The organism is Stenotrophomonas sp. RIT-551, assembly GCF_026241915.1.
GTDB lineage: Bacteria > Pseudomonadota > Gammaproteobacteria > Xanthomonadales > Xanthomonadaceae > Stenotrophomonas > Stenotrophomonas bentonitica_A.
The window spans coordinates 106,667-124,620 of the sequence record NZ_JAPJIU010000008.1 but is presented as its reverse complement, the minus strand read 5'-3'; the positions used below and the strand labels follow the sequence as shown (position 1 = coordinate 124,620).

At 68.0% G+C, this 17,954-nt stretch carries 14 protein-coding genes; 13 read left to right on the top strand and 1 reads right to left on the bottom strand.

All coding sequences use genetic code 11. The features are described from left to right. Window position 1: 1 nt before the first annotated feature. From hisG to ORK51_RS11600, 12 genes are all read left to right on the top strand, one after another. Window positions 2–913, top strand: a complete 912-nt coding sequence (gene hisG, locus ORK51_RS11655; protein WP_266085010.1) for an ATP phosphoribosyltransferase — start codon at window positions 2–4, stop codon at window positions 911–913. Further along, on the top strand, window positions 910–2,205 hold the full coding sequence (gene hisD, locus ORK51_RS11650) for a histidinol dehydrogenase (RefSeq protein ID WP_266085009.1): 1,296 nt from the start codon (window positions 910–912) through the stop codon (window positions 2,203–2,205). The genes hisG and hisD overlap by 4 nt, the downstream gene beginning before the upstream one ends. Then, on the top strand, window positions 2,202–3,290 hold the full coding sequence (gene hisC, locus ORK51_RS11645; RefSeq protein ID WP_266085008.1) for a histidinol-phosphate transaminase: 1,089 nt from the start codon (window positions 2,202–2,204) through the stop codon (window positions 3,288–3,290). Before hisD ends, hisC begins: the two co-directional genes overlap by 4 nt. Next, window positions 3,287–4,360, top strand: coding sequence for a bifunctional histidinol-phosphatase/imidazoleglycerol-phosphate dehydratase HisB (hisB, locus tag ORK51_RS11640; protein ID WP_266085007.1), 1,074 nt, complete (start codon window positions 3,287–3,289; stop codon window positions 4,358–4,360). Before hisC ends, hisB begins: the two co-directional genes overlap by 4 nt. After that, the gene (gene hisH / locus ORK51_RS11635) at window positions 4,357–4,959 is read left to right on the top strand and encodes an imidazole glycerol phosphate synthase subunit HisH (protein ID WP_266085006.1); all 603 of its coding nucleotides are present in this window, start codon (window positions 4,357–4,359) and stop codon (window positions 4,957–4,959) included. Before hisB ends, hisH begins: the two co-directional genes overlap by 4 nt. Next, complete coding sequence (hisA, locus tag ORK51_RS11630) at window positions 4,956–5,690, top strand: 1-(5-phosphoribosyl)-5-[(5-phosphoribosylamino)methylideneamino]imidazole-4-carboxamide isomerase (RefSeq protein ID WP_266085005.1); 735 nt, start codon at window positions 4,956–4,958, stop codon at window positions 5,688–5,690. Before hisH ends, hisA begins: the two co-directional genes overlap by 4 nt. Next, window positions 5,684–6,460, top strand: coding sequence for an imidazole glycerol phosphate synthase subunit HisF (hisF, locus tag ORK51_RS11625; RefSeq protein ID WP_019183001.1), 777 nt, complete (start codon window positions 5,684–5,686; stop codon window positions 6,458–6,460). The genes hisA and hisF overlap by 7 nt, the downstream gene beginning before the upstream one ends. Further along, complete coding sequence (gene hisIE, locus ORK51_RS11620; RefSeq protein ID WP_429000664.1) at window positions 6,450–7,088, top strand: bifunctional phosphoribosyl-AMP cyclohydrolase/phosphoribosyl-ATP diphosphatase HisIE; 639 nt, start codon at window positions 6,450–6,452, stop codon at window positions 7,086–7,088. Before hisF ends, hisIE begins: the two co-directional genes overlap by 11 nt. A gap of 93 nt (window positions 7,089–7,181) precedes the next feature. Further along, window positions 7,182–8,780 (top strand): calcineurin-like phosphoesterase C-terminal domain-containing protein, encoded by a 1,599-nt coding sequence (locus ORK51_RS11615; protein ID WP_266085004.1) that lies wholly within the window; start codon window positions 7,182–7,184, stop codon window positions 8,778–8,780. Window positions 8,781–8,925: 145 nt separating this feature from the next. After that, window positions 8,926–9,927 (top strand): glucokinase, encoded by a 1,002-nt coding sequence (locus ORK51_RS11610; RefSeq protein WP_266085003.1) that lies wholly within the window; start codon window positions 8,926–8,928, stop codon window positions 9,925–9,927. Window positions 9,928–9,960: 33 nt separating this feature from the next. After that, entirely contained in the window at window positions 9,961–10,959 is a 999-nt protein-coding gene (locus tag ORK51_RS11605) for a glycosylasparaginase (protein WP_070427274.1), read from the top strand. After that, a complete protein-coding gene (locus ORK51_RS11600) occupies window positions 10,956–11,687 on the top strand; it encodes a copper homeostasis protein CutC (RefSeq protein WP_429000663.1) in 732 nt (243 codons plus the stop codon). Before ORK51_RS11605 ends, ORK51_RS11600 begins: the two co-directional genes overlap by 4 nt. A 77-nt stretch (window positions 11,688–11,764) precedes the next feature. Here ORK51_RS11600 and ORK51_RS11595 read toward each other — a convergent pair whose 3' ends face one another. Next, on the bottom strand, window positions 11,765–14,848 hold the full coding sequence (locus ORK51_RS11595) for a TonB-dependent receptor (RefSeq protein ID WP_266085001.1): 3,084 nt from the start codon (window positions 14,846–14,848) through the stop codon (window positions 11,765–11,767). Between the two features lie 569 nt (window positions 14,849–15,417). Here ORK51_RS11595 and ORK51_RS11590 point away from each other — a divergent pair. Further along, entirely contained in the window at window positions 15,418–17,904 is a 2,487-nt protein-coding gene (locus ORK51_RS11590) for a GH92 family glycosyl hydrolase (RefSeq protein ID WP_429000662.1), read from the top strand. The last annotated feature ends 50 nt before the right edge of the window (window positions 17,905–17,954 follow it).

The window sequence follows — 17,954 nt, the reverse complement described above, 5'->3', positions numbered from 1 at the left end:
CATGAGTGCAACCCAGACCGCCCCGGCACGTGACCGGCTGCGTATCGCCATCCAGAAGAACGGGCGGCTGGCCGAGCCCGCGCGCAGCCTGCTGACCGCCTGCGGGCTGAGCTGGCGGCAGAGCCGCGACAAGCTGTTCTGCTATGGCGAATCGCTGCCGGTGGACCTGCTGCTGGTCCGCGATGACGATATCCCCGGCCTGATCGCCGATGGCGTATGCGACTTTGGCATCGTTGGCCGCAACGAGCTGGACGAGCAGGGTGCTGCGCGCCGCCGGATCGGCCTGCCGGACGCCTTCCAGGCGCTGCGCGGGCTCAACTTCGGCCAGTGCCGCTTGATGCTGGCGGTGCCGGAGGAATGGGAGTGGACCGGCGTCGAACAGCTGACCGGCAAGCGAATCGCCACCAGTTACCCCGCGATCCTGGCCGACTGGTTGGCCGAGCGTGGCGTGGATGCGCAGGTGGTCGAGCTGTCCGGATCGGTCGAAATCGCCCCGCGCCTGGGTACGGCCGATCTGATCTGCGACCTGGTCTCCAGTGGCGCGACGTTGGCCGCCAACCAGCTCAAGCCGGTTGAAACCCTGCTGGAGAGCGAAGCGGTGCTGGCCGGCCCGGTCCGCACGCCCGATGACGCCCGTGCCGGCCTGATGGCAATGCTGCTGCGCCGCCTCGATGGTGTGGTGAAGGTGCAGGACAGCAAGCTGCTGATGTTTCGCGCCGAACTGGATCGCGTGTCCGAGCTGACCCGCCTGCTGCCCGACGCCGACCCGCTGGTGCAGCTGCCCGATGATGGCGGCCACCTGCGTTTGCAGACCATGTGCCACGGTGCGTTGACCTGGCAGCGGTTGGAGGAACTGGAGCGCGCGGGCGCGCAGGGCTTGATGGTATTGAGTGTGGAGCGGTCGCTGGCATGAATCGTTTGACGTGGTCCCAATTGGATGCAGGCGCCCAGGCGCAGGCGCTGCAACGCCCCGTCCAGGCCGTGGCGGCACGCACCCGCGAGTCGGTCGCGGCCCTGATCGCCGCCGTACGCGAAGGCGGCGATGCCGCGCTGCGCGAGATCACCCTGCGCTTTGACGGGGTGGCGCCGGATACATTCGAGGTGAGCGAGGCGGAATTCGCCGCCGCCGAGCAGGCCGTCTCCGCCGAACTGCGGCAGGCGATGATCGATGCGGCCGCCCGCATCCGCACCTTCCACCAGGCGGGCATGAGCCAGAGCTATGCGGTCGAGACCGCGCCCGGCGTGCGCTGCGAGCGCGTGGTGCGTCCGATCGCCCGGGTGGGGCTGTATGTACCGGCCGGCAGTGCACCGCTGCCATCCACCGCCTTGATGCTGGGCGTGCCCGCGCAGCTGGCCGGCTGCCGCGAGGTGGTGCTGTGCACGCCGCCGCGCAAGGACGGCAGTGCCGACCCTGCCGTGCTGGTGGCCGCGCGCCTGACCGGCGTGCACCGCGTGTTCAAGCTGGGCGGCGCCCAGGCCATTGCGGCGATGGCCTATGGCACCGACAGCGTCCCGGCCTGCGACAAGCTGTATGGCCCGGGCAACAGTTTCGTGACCGAAGCGAAGCAGCAGGTGGCCCAGGACGGCGCGGCGGCCATCGATATGCCGGCCGGCCCGTCCGAAGTGCTGGTGATCGCCGATGCCGGCGCCAATCCGGCGTTCGTCGCCGCCGATCTGCTCTCGCAGGCCGAGCACGGCCCGGATTCGCAGGTGCTGCTGCTGACCGATGACGCGGCCATGGTGGATCGGGTTGAAGCGGCCGTCGAGGCGCAGCTGGCGCAGTTGTCGCGTGCGCAGATCGCCGCGCAGGCGCTGGCGTCTTCGCGCCTGATCCTGGTGGATTCGCTTGATGAGGCCTTCGCGATCAGCAACCGGTACGCGCCGGAGCACCTGATTCTCGCGCTGCGCGAGCCGCGCGCGTGGTTGGAGAAGGTGGAGGCCGCCGGTTCGGTGTTCCTCGGCGACTACACCCCCGAAGCGCTGGGCGATTACTGCAGTGGCACCAACCACGTGCTGCCCACCGCCGGTGCCGCACGCGCCTACAGCGGCGTCAGCGTGGCCAGTTTCCAGAACCTGATCAGCGTGCAGTCGGCCACCGCCGCCGGCATCGCCGCGATCGGCCAGTGCGCGCGTGTGCTGGCGCGCGCCGAAGGCCTGGATGCCCATGAGAACGCGGTGACCCTGCGCATGGAGGCGGCCGCATGAGCACTGCCTCCGTCCTGTCCCTGGTCCGCGAGGACCTGCAGGCCTTTGCCGGGTACTCCTCGGCGCGCAGCAGTGCGCTGACCGGTGATGTCTGGCTCAACGCCAACGAATCGGCCTGGGCCAACCCGGCCGACGCCGAGGGGGGCGCGCGCCGCTATCCGGATCCCCAGCCGGCCGCCCTGCGTGATCGCCTGGCGGACCTCTACGGCTGCTCCCCCGGACAACTGCTGATCGGCCGTGGCAGTGACGAGGCCATCGATCTGCTGGTCCGTGCGCTGTGCGAACCAGGCCGCGATGCGGTGGTGACCACGCCGCCGGTGTTCGGGATGTACGCCGTCTGCGCCCGCCTGCAGAACGCGCCGCTGATCGAGGTGCCGCTGGTGGACCAGGGCGATGCACTGGAAGCCGATATCGACGCGGTCATCGCCGCTGCGCTGGCCGGCAAGGCGAAGCTTGTGTTCCTGTGCTCACCCTCCAATCCCGCTGGCAGCGTGATCCCCCTGGCGGAGATCGAACGGGTGGCCGCTGCGTTGCAGGGCAGCGCACTGGTGGTGGTGGATGAGGCCTACGGTGAGTACGCCGAGCAACCGTCCGCAACGACGCTGCTGAGCCGTTACGACAACATCGCCGTGCTGCGGACGCTGTCCAAGGCGCATGCCCTGGCGGCGGCGCGCATCGGCAGCCTGATCGCGGATGCCGCGCTGATCCAGTTGCTGCGCCGCTGCCAGGCCCCGTATCCGGTGCCGGCGCCCTGCGCGGATCTGGCGCTGGCGGCGCTCTCACCCGAGAGCCTGGCCGTGACCGCCCAGCGCACCGCGCAGATCAAGGCAGAACGCGCCCGCCTGCAGTCCGGCCTGGCCGCGCTGCCCGGCGTCGCGCGCGTCTATCCTTCGCAAGGCAACTACCTGCTCGCCCGCTTTGCCGATGCACAGGGTGCCTTCGACGCGTTGCTCGCCGCCGGTGTGGTGGTGCGTGACCAGCGGGCTGCACCCCAGCTTGGCGATGCGCTGCGCATCACCATCGGCAGCCCCGAGCAGAATGACCGTGTACTTGCCGCCCTGATGGCCCGGAGGGCTGCCGCATGACCCCGATTCTGTTCGTCGACCGCGACGGCACCCTGATCGAAGAGCCCGCCGATTTCCAGATCGACGCCTACGAGAAGCTGCGCTTCGTGCGCGATGTGATCCCGGCGATGCTCAAGCTGCGCGATGCCGGCTACCAGTTCGTGATCGTCAGCAACCAGGACGGGCTCGGAACCGAGGGCTACCCGCAGGCCAGCTTCGATGGCCCCAACGACCTGATGCTGCAGATCTTCGCCAGCCAGGGCATCACCTTCCGTGACGTGCTGATCGACGGCACCTGGCCGCAGGACAACGCGCCCACCCGCAAGCCGGGTATAGGGCTGATGCTGCCGTACCTGCAGGACCGCAACATCGACTGGGCCCGCTCGGCCATGGTGGGCGACCGCCTGACCGATATCCAGTTCGCCGAGAACATGAAGATCCGTGGTTTCCAGCTGCGCACCGAGCAGTTCGGCGGTGACTGGGACTGGACCTCGATCGCGCACGAACTGGCCGACGCACCGCGCCGCGCCAGCGTGCAGCGCAACACCAAGGAAACCAGGATCCGGGTCGAGGTCGATCTGGACCGCACCGCCGAGCCGCAGACCCACACCGGCCTGCCGTTCTTCGATCACATGCTGGAGCAGATCGGCAAGCACGGCGGTTTCGCGCTGAGCGTGCAGGCCGAGGGCGACCTGCACATCGATGAGCACCACACCATCGAAGACACCGGCCTGGCGCTGGGCCAGGCCCTGCGGGAGGCACTCGGCGACAAGCGCGGGATCGGTCGTTATGGGTTCACGCTGCCGATGGACGAAACGCTGGCCAGTGCCGCGCTGGATTTCAGCGGCCGCCCATATTTCGTGTTCGAGGGCGAGTTCAAGCGCGAGCGCGTGGGCGACATGCCGACCGAGCTGGTGCCGCACTTCTTCCGCTCGCTGTGCGACGCGGCCGGGCTCAACCTGCACCTGAGCGTGCGCGGCGACAACGACCACCACAAGGTCGAGGCCTGCTTCAAGGCGCTGGCCCGTGCACTGCGCCAGGCCTTGCCGCGCCAGGGCACCGCGTTGCCGAGTACCAAGGGGGCGCTGTGACGGAGGTTGCGCTGATCGATGCGGGTGGGGCCAACCTTGGCTCGGTCCGCTATGCGCTGGAGCGGCTGGGCGTGCAGGTGCGCCTGGTGCGCGATGCGCAGGGGCTGGAGGGCGTCAACCGGGTGATCCTGCCCGGCGTCGGCGCGGCACCGCACGGCATGGCGCGCCTGCATGCGCAGGGGCTGGTCGAGCCGCTGCGCAACCTGCAGGTGCCGCTGCTCGGCATCTGCCTGGGCATGCAGCTGCTGTTCGACGGTTCCGAAGAGGGGCACGTCGAATGCCTGGGCCTGCTGCCCGGGGTGGTGCGGCACCTGCGCCCGGCCACCGGCATCCGCGTACCGCACATGGGCTGGAATCGGCTGCTGCCACTGCGCGAGTCGCCGTTGCTGGCCGGTGTGCCGGCACGCGCCAGTGCCTACTTCGTGCACAGCTACGCCGCGCCCTTGGGCGAGGACACCGTGGCGGCCTGCGATCACGGCGGGCTGTTCGCGGCGGTCGTGCAGCGCGGCCGGCACAGTGGTGCCCAGTTCCACCCGGAGCGCTCGGCCGATACGGGCGCGCGCATCCTGCGCAACTTCATCGAGAACGAACCCACATGAGTTTCATCGTCTATCCCGCCCTGGACATCCGCGAAGGCCGTGTAGTGCGGCTGCTGCAGGGCGATTACGCGCAGCAGACCACCTACGGCGATGACCCGCTGCCGCGCGCGCAGGCCTTTGCCGCGGCCGGCGCAAGCTGGATGCACCTGGTGGACCTGGATGCGGCCCGGGCAGGCGGTTACACGCTGGCGCCGCTGTTGGCTGCGATCGCGGCGCAGACCGGCCTGAAGGTGCAGACCGGCGGCGGCGTGCGCTCGCGCGATGATGTCGCCCGGATTCTTGATGCCGGTGCGGCCCGGGTGGTCGTCGGCTCGGTCTCGGTGCGCGAGCCGGACACGGTGATCGGCTGGCTGCGCGAGTTCGGCCCGGACCGGCTGACCATCGCACTCGATGCCCGCCAGGCCGAGGACGGCCGCTGGCTGCTGCCGGTGCATGGCTGGACCGAGACCGCCGAGGACACGCTGGAGGTGCTGGCCCAGCGCTACGCCGAGGCCGGCATGCAGCACCTGCTGTGCACGGATATCGCGCGCGACGGAATGCTGTCCGGGCCGAACATCGACCTTTACCAGCACTTGGCGCGGCTGTTGCCCGGCGTGGCGGTGCAGGCCTCCGGCGGCGTACGCGATGCCCAGGACGTGGCCCAGGCCAAGGCCGTCGGCTGTGGCGGCGCGATCCTCGGCAAGGCGCTGCTGGAAGGGCGCATGACCCTGGAAGGAGCGCTGGCATGCTGAGCCGCCGCCTGATTCCGTGCCTGGACGTGCGCGATGGCCGCGTGGTCAAGGGCGTGCGCTTCCGCGACCACGTGGACATGGGCGATATCGCCGAGCTGGCGATGCGCTACCGCGACCAGGGCGCGGACGAACTCGTGTTCTACGACATCGGCGCCAGCCCGGAAGGGCGCGCGGTGGATGTGGGCTGGATCGAACGCATCGCGCGCCTGATCGACATTCCGTTCTGCGTGGCCGGCGGCATCAGCGATGTGGAGACTGCGCGGCGCGTGCTGCATGCCGGTGCCGACAAGATCTCGATCAACTCCCCGGCGCTGGGCCGGCCGGAACTGATTGAGGAACTGGCCGATGCGTTTGGTGTGCAGTGCGTTGTCGTTGGTATCGATTCGGTACGTGAGCCGGATGGCGAATGGCGGGTGCGCCGGTTCAGTGGCGACCCGGACAAGACCCAGGCGGTGGCCGTACGCACGCTGGACTGGCTGGTGGAGGCGCAGCGCCGCGGCGCCGGCGAGATCGTGCTGAACTGCATGGACAGTGATGGCGTGCGCCGCGGCTACGACGTGGCCCAGCTGCGCCAGGCGCGTGCGCTGTGCCAGGTGCCGCTGATCGCCTCCGGCGGTGCTGGCGAGATGCAGCACTTCGCCGATGTGTTCGACCAGGCCGACGTCGATGGCGCGCTGGCTGCCAGCGTCTTCCACAGTGGCGCCATCGCCATTCCCGCGCTCAAGCAGTTCCTGCGCGAGCAGCAGATCGAGGTTCGAGATGTCTATTGAGGTGAATTCCATCGACGTGCGGCCGTCGCGCGAGGCGCTGGCGCAGCTGGACTGGGGCAAGGGCGATGGCCTGCTGCCGGTGGTGGTGCAGGACACGGACACGCTGCGCGTGTTGATGCTGGGCTATGCCAATGCGGCCTCCCTGGAGCAGACCCTGGCCACGGGCCAGATGACCTTCTTCAGCCGCAGCAAGCAGCGGCTGTGGACCAAGGGCGAGTCCTCCGGCAACGTGCTGGCGGTGACCGCCATACGGATCGACTGCGACAACGACACCGTGCTGGTCAGTGCGCGCCCGGCCGGCCCCACCTGTCATACCGGCAGCGAGAGCTGCTTCCCGCAGGCGCCGGGCAACTTCCTGGGCCGGCTGGATGCCGTGGTGCGCGAGCGCGAGCAGCAGCGCCCGGCTGGCAGCTACACCACCTCGCTGTTCGACGGCGGTACCCGCCGCATCGCGCAGAAAGTGGGGGAGGAGGGGGTGGAGACGGCGCTGGCCGGCGTGGCGCAGGATGACGAGGCGCTGCTCGGCGAGTCGGCCGACCTGCTGTTCCACCTCACCGTGCTGCTGCGGGCGCGTGGCCTGTCGCTGGACGACGCGGTCGCGGTGCTGGCGGCGCGCCACGCGGGGTAAGCCCGGGCTGCACATCGTTTAACGTCGGTGAAACGCGGTGCAGGCGATGATGTGCGGCTCTACAATTCCCCACCCCCGACCGGACCACCCCCGATGACCCGTACTGCCGCCTGGCTGGCTTGCCTGCTGTTGATGACTTCGCCTGCCTGGGCTGCTGAAACGACCGTTACCGGAAAGGTGTATCAGGAGCGCGACGGCAAGCCGGGCCGCGGCCCGACCGATCCCGGCCTGGCCGGCGTGCAGGTTTCCAACGGTGAAACGATCGTGCGCACCGCCGCCGACGGCAGTTACAGCCTGCCGGTGCGCGAGGGCCAGACGGTGTTCGTGATCAAGCCGGACGAGTACCGTTTCCCGGCCGCTGCCAACGGACTGCCGTCCTACTGGCGCCACTATGCGCCGCAGGGGTCGCCGAAGCTGAAGTACGACGGCATCCGTGCCACCAGCGGTGCCACCCGCAACTGGGATTTCGCGCTGGAGCCGGCCAAGGGCACCGATGCCGCGCGCAACGGCTTCGAGATGCTGGTGTTCACCGATTCGCAGACCGCCAGCCGCCAGGACATCGGCTACTACCAGCGCGCCATCGTCGAGCCGATCATCGGCAAGCACCCGGCACGGCTGGGCACCACGCTGGGCGACATCGTCAACGACGACCTGAGCCTGTACCCGGACATCAACAAGGTCACCGCCCAGCTGCAGGTGCCGTGGTTCCACGTGCCGGGCAACCACGACCTGGACATGGACGCCGGCAACGATGCCCATTCGCTGGACAGCTGGCGCGCGGTCTACGGGCCGGATACCTACGCGGTGGAAGAGGGCGGGGCGAGCTTCGTGTTCCTCGATGACGTGGTCTACGACCCCAAGGCCAAGCCGAGCTACGTGGGCGGGCTGCGCGCGGACCAGTTCACCTTCCTGGGCAACTACCTCAAGGGCCTGCCGCGTGATCGCCTGGTCGTGCTCGGCATGCACATCCCGCTGTTCGATGCGGCGCCGGGCCGTGAGACGTTCCGTCATGCGGACCGCACGCGCCTGTTCGCGCTGCTCAAGGACTTCCCGAACGTGCTGGTGCTCAGCGGCCACAGCCACACCCAGCAGCACTACTACCACGGTGCCGCCGAGGGCTGGCAGGGCCGCAAGCCGCTGCACGAATACAACGTGGGCGCCGCCTGCGGTGCGTTCTGGTCCGGGGTGAAGGACAGCAGCGGAATACCTGATGCCACCATGAGCGATGGCACCCCGAATGGCTACGCGGTGCTCTCGGTCAAGCCCGGTGGCGAGTACGGGCTGCGCTATTACGTGGCGCGCGCGCCGGACGATTACCAGATCGCCCTGCATGCGCCGAAGGTGTTGCGCCAGGGCGCGTATCCGGCGTGGGGCGTGTACGCCAACGTGTTCATGGGCCAGGCCGATTCGCTGGTGGAGTACCGCGTGGACGATGGCGGCTGGCAGCCGATGAAGCGCGTCGAGCAGCCGGACCCGCGCCTGCTGCAGGAAAACGTCGCCGACGATACCGCCGAGCGCCTGCGCGGATTCGACCGCTCGCCCGAAGCCACGCCGTCGCCGCACCTGTGGCGCGGCGCGCTGCCCACCCACCTTGCGGTGGGGGAGCACAAGGTGGAAGTGCGTGCGGTGCAGGGCGATGGCCCGACCGCCACGGCCAGCACCAGCTACCGCCTGCAGACCGCCAAGCCCTGAGCGCGGCGCGGTCGTTTCAGTACGCCGCTGTATGGCAGGCGCGGCTTTGCAATCCCCCGGCGATGCCTGAGAATCGCCGGGATTCAATCGATTCAACCAAGGCAAGCGAGTGAGCGCAGCGGTACCGGTTCCGGCTCAACCTGAGGTGTCGCCGACCGCGGCGCAGCGGGATTCCCTCCCTGACACGCTGATCGTGGCCGATGTCGGCGGTACCTTCGCCCGCGTCGCGTTGGCCAGCGTGCGCGCTGGTGCAGCGCCACAGCTGAGCGGTCTTCAGCGCTATGCCTGTGCCGAGCACCCCAGCCTGGCCGCGATCCTGGCCGATTTCATGGCCACGCTGCCCGCCGCGCCGGACAATGCGGTGGTCGCGATTGCCGGCCTGCTGGACGGCGATCACCTGGTCAACACCAATCTGCCGTGGCCGGTCTCGGTCGCGCAGACCCGTCACGATTCGGGGCTGGCTTCGCTGGCGCTGATCAACGATTTCGAAGCAGTGGCCTACGCGATTCCGCACGTAGCGCCGGAGTCCATGGTGGCCCTCAATGGCGATCCCGGCGCGGGTCCGCGTTGGCCGGCATTGGTGCTGGGGCCGGGCACCGGGCTGGGCGCGGCACTGCGCTTTGAAGGCGGCGAGCGACCGGTGCTGGCCAGTGAAGCCGGCCATGCCGCGTTGAATGCCTGCAATCCGTTGGAGCTGGAGGTGCTCTCGCGCCTGCTGCAGCTCTGGGACCACGTGGACAACGAGCGCGTGCTGTCCGGTGGCGGCCTGATGAACCTGTATCCCTGCCTGTGCGATATCCGTGGCGTCACACCACACTGGACCAGCACCGAGGCACTGATCGCCGCCGCGCACGAGGGCGTGGATCCGGTGGCGGTGGAAACGCTGGAGGTGTTCTGCGCCTGGCTTGGCAGCCTGGCCGGCGACCTGGCCACCACCTTTGGTGCGCGCTCGGTCTATCTGGCGGGCGGCATCTCCACGCGGGTGGATCGCTTCCTGCGTGATGGCCGTTTCCGCGCGCGTTTCCTGGCCAAGGGCGTGATGCACGAGGTGCTGCGCCAGGTGCCGATCTGGCGGGTGGACCACGGCGAGCTGGGCGTTCTTGGCGCGGCGGTCTGGCACGCGGAACATCGCTGTATCGTCGTGTAATTCTTTCCTTGCCCGTTCGCTGGAGACCTACCCATGACTGACCGCAGGCGATTTCTCCAGGCCGGTGCCCTGGCCGCTGGCGCCCTCGCACTGCCGACGCTGCAGGCGCGTTCCGCCGCCGGTGCGCGGGTGGTGTCCACCTGGGATTTCGGCGTAGGGGCCAACCAGGTCGCCTGGAAAACGCTGTCGGCCGGTGGTTCGGCGCTCGATGCCGTGGAAGCCGGTGCGCGCTGGGCCGAGAGTGATCTGTGCAATCCCACGGTCGGGCGCTGCGGCAATCCCGATCGTGATGGCGTGCTGAGCCTGGATGCCAGCATCATGGATGGCGATGGTCGCTGTGGTTCGGTGGCGGCGCTGAGTGATATCGCGCACCCGGTATCGGTGGCACGGCGGGTGATGGAGCAGACCCCGCACGTGATGCTGGTCGGCGAGGGCGCGCAGCAGTTCGCCGTGCAGCAGGGCTTTGAGCGGAAGAAGCTGCTCACCCCGGAAGCCGAGAAGGCCTGGCGCGAGTGGCTCAAGACCGCGCAGTACACCCCTGAGATCAATGCCGAGCGGCGCAGCCGCCCCGGCGACAGCAGCAACCACGACACGCTGGGCATGCTCGCCATCGATGCCCAGGGGCGTCTGGCCGGTGCCTGCACCACCAGTGGCATGGCCTGGAAGATGCACGGCCGCGTGGGCGACAGCCCCATCATCGGGGCGGGCCTGTACGTGGACAACGAGGTCGGTGCCGCCACCGCTTCGGGCGTGGGTGAGGAAATGATCCGCAATGCCGCCTCGTTCCTGGTGGTCGAGCTGATGCGCCAGGGTCGTTCGCCGGCCGAGGCCTGCCGCGAGGCGATCGCGCGGGTGGTGCGCAAGCGCCCCGAGGCGAGCAGGACCCTGCAGGTCTGTTTCCTCGCCTTGAACAAGCACGGTGAGGTCGGCGCGTATGCGCTGCACCGCGGCTTCGTCTACGCGGTCTGCGACAAGGGCCGGCAGGACGATCTGCGTGATTCGGCCTCGGTGTACACGAGTGAGCAGACGTGAGCGCGCCGCGCCGGTTGCTGGAGATCGCCTCGAATTCGGTGGCCTCCGCCCTGGCGGCCCAGCACGGCGGGGCGGATCGGGTCGAACTGTTCGACAACCTCGCCGAGGGCGGCACGACCCCGTCGCAGGGCAGCATCGCGGTCGCCCGTGATCGCCTGCGGATTCCCCTGTTCGTGCTCATCCGGCCGCGTCCCGGCGATTTTCGCTACACCGCGCTCGAGGCCGAGATCATGCTGCGCGATATCGCGTACTGCCGTGCGCTCGGCTGCGACGGTGTGGTGATCGGCGCTCTGGATGCCGACGGTGGCATCGACATGCCGCTGTGCCGGGAACTGGTATCCGCAGCGGGCCCGCTCGGCATCACCTTCCACCGCGCCTTCGATGCCGCGCGTGATCTGCCCGCGGCGCTGGAGCAGATCGTGACGCTGGGGTGCCATCGCATCCTGAGCTCGGGCGGGCAGGCCAGTGCCCTGGCCGGTGCTGATGTCCTGGCCGCCTTGGTGGCGCAGGCAGGTGATCGGCTATCACTGATGGCCGGGGCGGGAATTACGGCGGGCAACATCGTGGAGCTGGCCCAGCGCAGTGGGTGCCTCGAACTGCATGCCTCGGCGAAGACCACACACCACTCGGCGATGCGCCATCACAATCCGGCGTTGATCGGGTTGTCGCCGGACTGGACCGTCACCGACGCGGCGCAGGTCAGCGCACTGCGCGCGGCGCTGGATTAAAAAAACGGCAGCCGCCTGTGAAAGCGCAGCTGCCGTGGAGGACCGTTGCCCCGCCCGGAGGCGGGGGCGGGTGACGCTTAGAACTTCCAGTTCACGCCGAAGTACAGCTGGCGGCCGGTGTAGGTGTTGGACACCAGGCGGGCCTTGGTGTCGTTGCCCAGATGGATGCGCTGCTCGGACTTGGTCGCGTTCAGCACCGAGGCGGTGAAGGTCAGCGCTTCGGTGAAGTTGTAGGCCACGTTGAGATCCAGCTGGTCGTACGGTTCGGAGTACTGGCTCATGCCGTTGACCGGACCGCCCACGACTTCACCGCGGCGGTTGTACGACGCGCGTGCCAGGAACTTCTCGTTCTCGTAGAAGAGGGTGACGTTGGCCTGGTTCTTGGCGCTGCCCACCAGCGGCGAGGAACCGATCTCTTCGCCATCGAGCACGATGGCGGCCAGGTTGGTGTCGTTGTAGGTGTAGTTGGCCTGGATGCCGAAGCCCGTGTCGAAGGTGTACTGACCGTACAGCTCCACGCCCTGCGAGACGCCATCGCGGCCGTTGGCCTGGGTCTCGTACTTCTGCACCGTGACCGTTTCGCCGCCGACATTCATCTGCTGGTCGCGGACCACCGGCACCGTGAAGTTGTCCACGTTCTTGCGGAACAGGCCCAGGCCCGCCACCGCGCCGGGCTTGAAGTACCACTCCAGGCCGACGTCGAACTGGGTCGCTTCGAACGGCTCCAGGTTCTTGTTGCTGCCATAGCCGTACCAGCCGGGCGTGTCGGTGCCACCGGCGACACGACGGTCGTTGCTGTACTCCTCGCTGATGTAGTTCAGCGCGCCGGGGGCGGCGATGCTGGTGTAGCTCGGGCGTGCGATGACCTTGGAGGCCGCACCGCGCAGCACCAGCGTATCGGTGATGTCCCAGGCGATGTTGAAGCTCGGCAGGAAGTCCGTGTAGGTCTTGTCCATCGAGGTGAAGGCGTACGTTTTCTCGCGGGCCAGGCCATCCGGCAGGCGCACGAAGCCGCTCTGGCACACATAGCCGGTGTTGGAGGCGATCAGCGGCGCGGCAGCAGGATCGTTGCAGCCCATCGGCGAGCCGGCGGCGTTGTCCTGGAAGTAGTCGTTGAACTTCTCGACCGAGTCACTGGATTCGGCGAACTGCTTGGTCCGGACCACGCGCACGCCGACGTTGCCGCGCACGCGCTCGGTACGGAAGTTGGCCTGGAAGTAGCCCGAGTAGATCTTCTCGTTGACGTTGTAGACGAAGTCCTCTTCCTTGCGGCTGTGCGATCCGCCGTACTTCTCGTTGAGGTAGTTGATGTAGGCCGGGTAGTTGATGCCCGGGAATACGTTGGCGTTGAAGCCGCCGGCGATGTTGCTGATCGGGTTGGACAGGAAGAAGCCCGGCTGGGCGATACCGGCGGTGGCATCGCAACCGGCCTGGTAACGGTTGTTGTCGTAGTCGGCCGGATCCTTGCCCTGGCACACCCAGTAGGTGTTACCGGTATTGCGGTGCACATCGCCGTCGCGGTACTTGGCACCGAACTGGATGGAGTCCAGCCAGCCGCTTTCAAACAGCTTGGTGAAGTCGGCCTGGAAGTAGTTCTGCTTGACCTCGGTCTGCATCCACGACGAGCCGGTCGAACCGGTGTCGATCTCGGCGATGCCGGCCATCAACTGGTCCTGCAGGTTCGGCGAGAAGGTGGCGCTCGGCGTACCGGTCAGATCCCATGCGCTGTAGGTGTTGCCGGACTGCCACACACCGTCGACCTGGCGGCGCGGCTTGGCGGACATGCCGAAGTTCATCGACGGGCCACCTTCGGACCAGGTGCGGCCACCGGTGAAGGAGGCCTTCCACAGCGGGCTGATATCCCACTCGACGGTCAGGTCGCCGGTCTGCGAGAGCGCCTTTTCCTTGCTGTAGGTACCGGTCAGCTGCGGGGTGGGGATGGTGCAGTCGTCCGGACCCCAGCCGCCCGGCGCCATGCCGGCGGCCGCAGCCTGTTCTTCGCTGCAGTAATACGTCTTGCCAGCCAGCTTTTCGTACTGCGCGCCGGTCACGATGCTGCCGGAGGGGTCGAAGTTCAGCCCGTTGAGCAGGCGGCCGCCGTCCCAGTTGCCGTCGCCGTTGAAGCGGGCGAGGTTCCATTCCGGGATCTTCAACATGTTCTGGGTGTAGTTGCCTTCCAGCTCGAAGCGGAAGTAATTGGCGGTCAGCGTCAGGTTGTCGGTCGGCTTGAACTGGAAGGTCAACTGGCCACCGGTGCGCTCGCGCTTTTCTTCCTTCACGGCGAAGTTCACCGAGGTCGGCATGAAGAATTCGCTGTAGTTGCGGCCGCTCTGGTCATTGAAGCCGGACTGGCCCCACCAGTAGTGGATACCGTCCTGCAGCTGCGGATTGCCGTAGGCATCCACCGCGTCGGTACCGTTGCCGTACCACTGGTAGTCCTCGGTGCTCGCCTGCATGGTGCGGCTGGTGCGGGTCTGCTTGGTCGCGCCGACCAGCACGCCGAAGCGCTCATCCTTGCTGTGCCACGAGTACAGCGCCGACGTCTGCGGATCCACGTCGTGGCTGGTGTCCGAGGAGGTGCCCTCCAGGTTCACGTAGCCGGAGTTGGCTTCCATGTCGAGCGGGCGACGGGTGTGCAGGATCACGGTGCCGCCGATGCCGCCTTCATCCAGGCGGGCCTCCGGCGATTTGAACAGCTCGGCGCTGGAAAGCATGTTGGCCGGCAGCAGCGTGTAGTTGAACGAACGGGTGGCCTCGTTGTTGGTTTCCGAGGTCGCCACGTAGTTGCCGTTCAACTGGGTCAGGGTCAGGTCCGGAGCGAGGCCGCGGACACTGACGGTCTTGCCTTCGCCACCGCTGCGCTCGATGACCACGCCAGGCACGCGCTGCAGCGCGTCGGCGACGTTCTTGTCGGGGAACTTGCCCACGTCTTCGGCGGTGATCACTTCCACCACGGCGTTGGCGTCGCGCTTCTGCTGCAGACTCTTTTCGATGGCGTAGCGGTAGCCGGTGACGGTCACGCTGTCGAGCGTGGTGGCATCGGGTGTACCCGTGGCCGGGGTGGCTTGCTGCGCGAGCGCGGCCGGCACGACGGCCGTGGCCAACGCGCTGGCAATGGCCGCGGACAACGCAACGCGGCGGTGCATGCGTGACATCTTCATTCCACTCTCTCCCTCTCCTGGATTGAAACGGTGGCGATACGAATTCTTTGAATCGATCTAATGGGTGGAGCCAAATTATCTCGAGCGTCGAGTTGCCTGGCGCGTCCCGCATGCATCGCGTGGGGCAGTCCCCCGGCTCCCCACTTCCGGCAATCGTGACCGTTTTAAGTTGGATCGATCTAAACGATTGGCGGGGGATTTTTAGCACGACCGCGCGAGGGAAGCATGCTGCTCCGCAATATGGACGCGGGGCGTGCTTTCGCTTGACCCCGGCCGATCCCGCAATGTTGCTGGGTCCGGGGCTTCAGCCCGCTATATCGGCCGATGGGACGGAATGTCGGCCCCCGGCACCGGGCACTGCCAGGCACTGCGCAGGCTCGGGCAGGGCGGGGTGCTGTCGATCGGTCCTCGATGTTGCAGCGCAGAATGCATCGATTGAAATTCCCGTGCTTTACTTAAATCGATCTAAATTCACCGGGGTGTGGATTGGGTCGCCCAGTCCAGGGAATTAGAGGCGCCCGCCGCCACTGGTTCGCGCTGCCGCCACGTCCGCCAAGGAGTCCGTGTCCGTGACCCGTCTTTCTCACCGTCCTTCCGTCGTTTCCGCCGCCGGCGCCATCCCGGCCCGCCGCCGCCCGCTCGCCGGCCTGGCCTGCCTGCTGGCGCTGAGCTGCGCGCCGCTGATGCTGCAGGCCGCGCCCGCCGCGCTGGAGCGCGAGGTCAACACCTTCATCGGCAGCAAGGACGATGGCAATACGTTCCCGGGTGCCTCGGCGCCGTTCGGCCTGATCCAGGTCAGCCCGATCGGTGAGCACTACGCCGGGTGGCGCTACGACGATCCGAAGATCCGGGGTTTCGGGCATTCCTTCCTCTCCGGTGCGGGCTGCTGGGAGCAGGGCGGCCAGGTCTCGGTCCTGCCGGTGACCGGCAGCATCGGCCCGGGCGGCGACTTCAATACCGACGACGCCAAGAGCTTCGATCACAAGCGCTACGCCTCCAGCTATACCCACGATGGCGAAGTCGGGCAGGCGGGCTACTACAAGGTGCGCCTGACCAACTACGGCGGCATCGATGCCGAAGCCACCGCACGCACCCGTGCCGCGGCCGAGCGTTACACCTTCGCCGCCGATGCAGGCACCGGCCATGTGCTGGTGAACCTCGGCCAGGCCAACGAGCGCCATTCGGTGATCGGCAGCGTGGTCGATGTGGTCGGCGACCGCGCCGTGGAAGGCAAGCTGGTCACCAAGAGCTTCTGCGGTGGCCATCAGTACACCACGTGGTTCCGCATCGAGTTCGACCGCCCGTTCAAGTCGTTCGGCACCTGGGGCGAGGGCGGTGGCCTGCCCGGCGCCCGCCATGGCATGGAAGGTGAGCTCAAGCCGAGTGGCGCCTGGCTCAGCTTCGACCTGGGCAAGGGCCGCGCGGTGACCGCGGTCAGCGCGATCTCCCACGTGGATGCCGAAGGCGCGCGCGCCAACCTGCGCAGCGATGGCATGCAGGGCGACCGCCTGCTTGGTTTCGACCAGATGCGGCAGATGGCACAGCAGCAGTGGCGCAAGGAACTGGCGGCCGTGCGTGTGCAGGGCGGCAGCAACGATGACCGTACCGTGCTCTACACCGCGCTGTACCACGCGCTGCTGCAGCCACTGACCGGCAGCGATGCCGACGGCCGTTACCGTGGCTACGACGACAACATCCATCGCGCTGACGGCTGGACCTACTACGAGTACTTCTCGCTGTGGGATACCTACCGCGCGCAGAACCAGTGGCTGGCCCTGACCAAGCCGGAGGTCGCGCGCGACATCGGCCGCACGCTGCTGGCCATCGAGGCGCAGGGCGGTTGGCTGCCGCGCTGGGGCTATGCCAACTTCGAAACCAACGTAATGACCGGTGATCCGGTGACGCCGTTCCTGGTCGACCTGTGGCGTTTCGGCGCGCTGGCCGGCCGCGAGGGCGAGGCCTACACCGCGCTGCGCAAGAACGCGTTCGAAGTGCCGCCGATGAACTCGCGTCATGCGGGTCGTTCGGGTAACCCCAGCTACCTGGCCAACGGCTACGTGCAGTACGACCGCGCCTTCCCCTCCAAGGGCATGGACGTGGACCCGCACCACGGTGGCTCGGCAACGCTGGAGTACGCACTGGCCGACTGCGCGCTGGCTCAGATGGCCGATGGCCTCGGCCATGCCGCCGATGCCGGCGTGCTGCGTGAGCGCGGCCGCAACTGGCGCAAGGTGTGGGACCCGTCGGTGCGTGACGAGGAGGGCGATTTCAACGGCTTCCCGCGGCCGCGCATGGAGGATGGCGCGTGGTACCTGCCGGCCGATGGCAAGTACAGCCCGCGCTCGCACCATGGCTTCCATGAAGGCACTGCGTGGCAGTACCAGTGGCTGGCGCAGCAGGACGTGCCGGGCCTGGTCCAGGCCATGCACGGCCGCGAGCAGGCCGCTCGCCGCCTGGACACGTTCTTCGCCTACGACGCGCTGGTGACCTCGCCGCTGACCGCCGCACGCAAGGAATGGGTGGTTGGCCCGTACAGCTACTACAACCAGTACCGATACAACCCGAACAATGAGCCGGACCTGCATGCGCCGTGGATGTACACGCTGATCGGCCAGCCGTGGAAGACCGCCACCGTGGTGCGCGCCGCGCAGCAGCTGTTCACCAACGCGCCCAACGGGGTCACCGGCAACGATGACCTGGGCACGATGTCGGCCTGGTACCTGTTCAGCGCGCTCGGCCTGTACCCGGCCGTGCCGGGCAGCGGCGAGTTCCTGCTGCATACCCCGCGCTTCGCCCGCGCCGAGATCGATCTGGGCCAGGGCAGGACGCTCACCCTGAAGGCACCGGGCGCCGACGGCCGCAAGCTGCAGTACGTCCAGAATGTCCAGGTCGATGGCCGCGCGCATGCGCCGGTGTGGCTGGACTGGGCGCAGCTGCAGCGCGGTGGCACCATCGCCTTCGCGCTGGGCGGCACCGCGCCGGAGAATGGCTGGGGCACCCAGGCCGAGGCGCTGCCGGCCTCATTCTGCGCCACCCCGGGCGCGGTGCTCGAATGAGCCACGCACCGGCCCGTGCCGTGGCCAGCCCATCGGGGCTGACCGCCGGC

What these genes read in the sequence shown, in the direction of transcription:
- hisB (WP_266085007.1), top strand. Translation starts at nt 3,287, where the DNA reads ATGACCCCGATTCTGTTCGTCGACCGCGACGGCACCCTGATCGAAGAG.
- ORK51_RS11605 (WP_070427274.1), top strand. Translation starts at nt 9,961, where the DNA reads ATGACTGACCGCAGGCGATTTCTCCAGGCCGGTGCCCTGGCCGCTGGC.
- hisA (WP_266085005.1), top strand. Translation starts at nt 4,956, where the DNA reads ATGAGTTTCATCGTCTATCCCGCCCTGGACATCCGCGAAGGCCGTGTA.
- hisF (WP_019183001.1), top strand. Translation starts at nt 5,684, where the DNA reads ATGCTGAGCCGCCGCCTGATTCCGTGCCTGGACGTGCGCGATGGCCGC.
- ORK51_RS11615 (WP_266085004.1), top strand. Translation starts at nt 7,182, where the DNA reads ATGACCCGTACTGCCGCCTGGCTGGCTTGCCTGCTGTTGATGACTTCG.
- hisG (WP_266085010.1), top strand. Translation starts at nt 2, where the DNA reads ATGAGTGCAACCCAGACCGCCCCGGCACGTGACCGGCTGCGTATCGCC.
- hisIE (WP_429000664.1), top strand. Translation starts at nt 6,450, where the DNA reads ATGTCTATTGAGGTGAATTCCATCGACGTGCGGCCGTCGCGCGAGGCG.
- ORK51_RS11595 (WP_266085001.1), bottom strand. Translation starts at nt 14,848, where the DNA reads ATGAAGATGTCACGCATGCACCGCCGCGTTGCGTTGTCCGCGGCCATT.
- hisC (WP_266085008.1), top strand. Translation starts at nt 2,202, where the DNA reads ATGAGCACTGCCTCCGTCCTGTCCCTGGTCCGCGAGGACCTGCAGGCC.
- hisD (WP_266085009.1), top strand. Translation starts at nt 910, where the DNA reads ATGAATCGTTTGACGTGGTCCCAATTGGATGCAGGCGCCCAGGCGCAG.